Here is a 3,139-nt window from a genome sequence, read left to right on the forward strand (position 1 = left end):
GGTCATATTTTCACTGTCGAGGGACAGTCGATCCCGGTTTCTGACCCATCTAGAGCCTTGGTTCTGGTGGGTTATCTTGGGTTATCTGAACACACCGCTAGTTCGCTTGGCGCTGAACAAGTATTGTGGGCAACACAAATACTCTGGTTACGTCAACTTGCTTCCATTCGTGGAGCCGGAGGCGGTTGCAGATGGAGCGCAATTCGTGCAACAGGTGTTTCAGTCCTCGGTCGCCGCTCGACGATTTGACGAGATTCAGAGTTTCTTTGTGGCGCTTCCTCGCGGTCATTCTCTTGCGTCCGTAGGCGACGAGCTCAAAAGAGCGATTCAAGCAACTTCAGCAGTTACAAGAGACTGCGAAAGGCTCTTTCAACGCGACATCGCGGAGCGCATAGGACTGAGCGAGGATGAAACGGAGCTGATTCAGAAATTTGCCGAACGCCAGCCAGAACCTGCGTCGCCCGTTGAAGATGTCGGTCAGCTTGCTTCGACCAATGTGTTCGCTGCTCGCGGCAGTGTTTCCTACGCTCTCGGCACAGTCTTCGGTCGCTGGGACATCCGATATGCGACAGGCGATCAAACTGAGCCGGAGTTGCCCGACCCGTTTGCGCCGTTGCCGGTCTGTCCGCCCGGCCAGTTGCAGAACGCGCAAGGCTTGCCCGCCCGCCCAGAGGACGTGCCCGTCGCGTATCCCGTCCGCATCCCGTGGGACGGCATCCTCGTGGATGACCCGAATCATCCGCTGGACATCGAGCGCCGCGTCCGCGAGGTCATCGAAATCATCTGGGCCGGAAAGGGGAAATCGACACCTCACCCCGGCCCTCTCCCCGGTCGAGGCGGAGAGGGAGCAGCAACAGCCGAGGCCATCGAACACGAAGCCTGCGAAATCCTCGGCGTGAAGTCGTTGCGCGACTATTTCCGCAAGCCCGCCGGCTTCTTCGCCGATCACCTAAAACGTTATTCCAAGAGCCGCCGGCAAGCGCCCATCTACTGGCCGCTTTCCACCGCCTCCGGTCGCTACACGCATTGGATTTACTACCACCGCCTCACCGCCCAAACGTTGTTCCAGTGCCTGAACGACTTCGTGAAGCCCAAGCTGGAGGAAGTGAACCGGGACGTGGAAAGGCTGAAGGCTGAAGGCCAAAGGCTAAATGGCGGAACGGCCAAGCTGCGGGAACAGATCGAGGCGTTGGAGGATTTGTGCATCGAGTTGAAGGAACTCCACGACGAGCTGCTGCGCGTGGCCGGCCTGCCCTACAAGCCGAACCTGAACGATGGCGTGCTCATCACCGCCAGCCCGCTGTGGAAACTGTTCCGCCTGCCCAAGTGGCAGAAGGATTTGAAGTCGTGCTGGGAATCGCTGGAAGCCGGCGAATACGACTGGGCGCACTTGGCCTACACCATCTGGCCCGACCGGGTGAAGACGGTGTGCAAGAAGGATCGCTCCATCGCCATCGCCCACGGGCTGGAACACCTGTGCGAGGTCAAAGCGCCGGAGAAGAAGGCGAAGCGCGGGAAGAAGAAAGCGGACGCGGAGCTGGGGCTGGAAGAAGGCTAAAGGCTAAAGGCTGAAGGCTAAAACGGCTGGCAGGAAGTTATTGGTGGTAAGTTGTTGTTGGTCAGCGGCGATTTTGACATCCTTGAAACTCTAAACCTCGACTCCGGGTTTTCAATGATGCCGGTTGTGAGTTGGTTTTGATGGGATTTCATGCTCGCAACCCATTGGAAGAACGGCGATTGGCTGCGTAGCGTGAAATATCGGAATGACATTCCGTGTTTTCGCGGTTAGACTTGAATCATGATTGAGCGAAAGAAGTATCTGGAGCTGCTGGCGGCGCGGATTGAGCACTATCCGGTCGTGGCGCTGCTTGGGCCGCGTCAGATCGGCAAGACGACGCTGGCGCAGCAGTTCACCACGGGCCGGGGAGCGCGGTATTTCGATCTGGAGAGCGCGGCGACGCAGGACTTGATGCGGCAGCCAGCGGCAGTGCTCGAACCCCTGACGGGGTTGGTGGTGATTGATGAGGCGCAGCGGATGCCGGAGCTATTTCCGTTGCTGCGCGTGTGGGCGGATCGGCGTCCCTTGCCGGCGCGGTTTCTGATTCTGGGCAGCGTGTCGCCGTGGTTGATGAAGGGCGTGACGGAATCGCTGGCGGGGCGGGTGTCGTTCGTGGACGTGGCGGGATTGGGGCTGGGCGAGGTCGGCGCGGAGCAGCATCGGCGGCTCTGGTGGCGGGGCGGTTTCCCGGTGCCGTATCTGGCCGAGACGGACGAACGGGCGCGGCAGTGGCAGGACGACATGGAGCGCACGGCCATCGAGCGGGACTTGGCGCAGTTCGGCGTGAGCGAGACGCCCGGCGTGATGCGGCGGTTCTGGGGGATGGTGGCGCACTACCACGGGCAGACGTGGAACAGCTCGGAGATCGGGCGCTCGCTGGGAGTCACGGAGAAGACGGCGCGGCGGTATCTGGACGCGCTGTCGGCGACGTTTCTGGTGCGGCAGTTGCCGCCGTGGTTCGAGAATCTGGGCAAGCGGCAGGTCAAAGCGCCCAAAGTCTATATCCGCGATTCGGGCATGCTGCATGGGCTGCTGCATCTGGCCAGCCCGCAGCGGTTGGATGAACATCCCAAACTGGGCGCGTCGTGGGAAGGCTTCGCGCTGGAGCAGGTGCTGCAAATCACGGGTGACCGCGATGCTTATTTCTGGGCGACGCACGGCGGGGCGGAACTGGATTTGATGGTGTTGTGGCAGGGCCGGCGGATTGGCTTTGAGTTCAAGTTCGGCGACGCGCCGGGCATCACCAAATCGATGCACGTGGCGATGGCGGACTTGAAGCTGGATCGGTTGCTGGTGGTCGTGCCGGGCAAGGAGTCCTACGACCTTGGGCCGAAGATGGAAGTGGTTTCGATTGTGCATCTGGTCGAGCGGCTGGGCCGCATGGCGCAGGAGTTGAAGGCATGAGAATCCGAGAATTCATTCGTGACCAGTTCAAGAAGCGGCTCGATGCAGCCGGCTGCCTCGTTGTTTACGATGGCGAGCGCCGCTACCGCGAGTGCGTGCTGGGACTGGCCGGCGAGACGTGCTTAGTGGTCCGTTTCGTAAATACGCTCACGTTCGCGGCGAGGATTTTTCGGCCAG

Annotated in this window: 3 protein-coding genes; all 3 read left to right on the forward strand. The window is 60.7% G+C overall.

All coding sequences use genetic code 11. The features are described from left to right. Positions 1-106: 106 nt before the first annotated feature. Complete coding sequence (locus tag FJ398_26985; protein MBM3841523.1) at positions 107-1,558, forward strand: hypothetical protein; 1,452 nt, start codon at positions 107-109, stop codon at positions 1,556-1,558. 240 nt (positions 1,559-1,798) lie between these two features. Then, positions 1,799-2,962, forward strand: a complete 1,164-nt coding sequence (locus tag FJ398_26990) for an ATP-binding protein (protein ID MBM3841524.1) — start codon at positions 1,799-1,801, stop codon at positions 2,960-2,962. Continuing rightward, positions 2,959-3,139, forward strand: a 181-nt coding sequence (locus FJ398_26995; GenBank protein ID MBM3841525.1) for a hypothetical protein, incomplete at its 3' end; no start/stop codon positions are given. The genes FJ398_26990 and FJ398_26995, both read left to right, overlap by 4 nt.

The organism is Verrucomicrobiota bacterium (assembly GCA_016871535.1).
In the GTDB taxonomy this organism is placed as follows: Bacteria; Verrucomicrobiota; Verrucomicrobiia; order Limisphaerales; family SIBE01; genus VHCZ01.

What these genes read in the sequence shown, in the direction of transcription:
- FJ398_26990 (MBM3841524.1), top strand. Translation starts at nt 1,799, where the DNA reads ATGATTGAGCGAAAGAAGTATCTGGAGCTGCTGGCGGCGCGGATTGAG.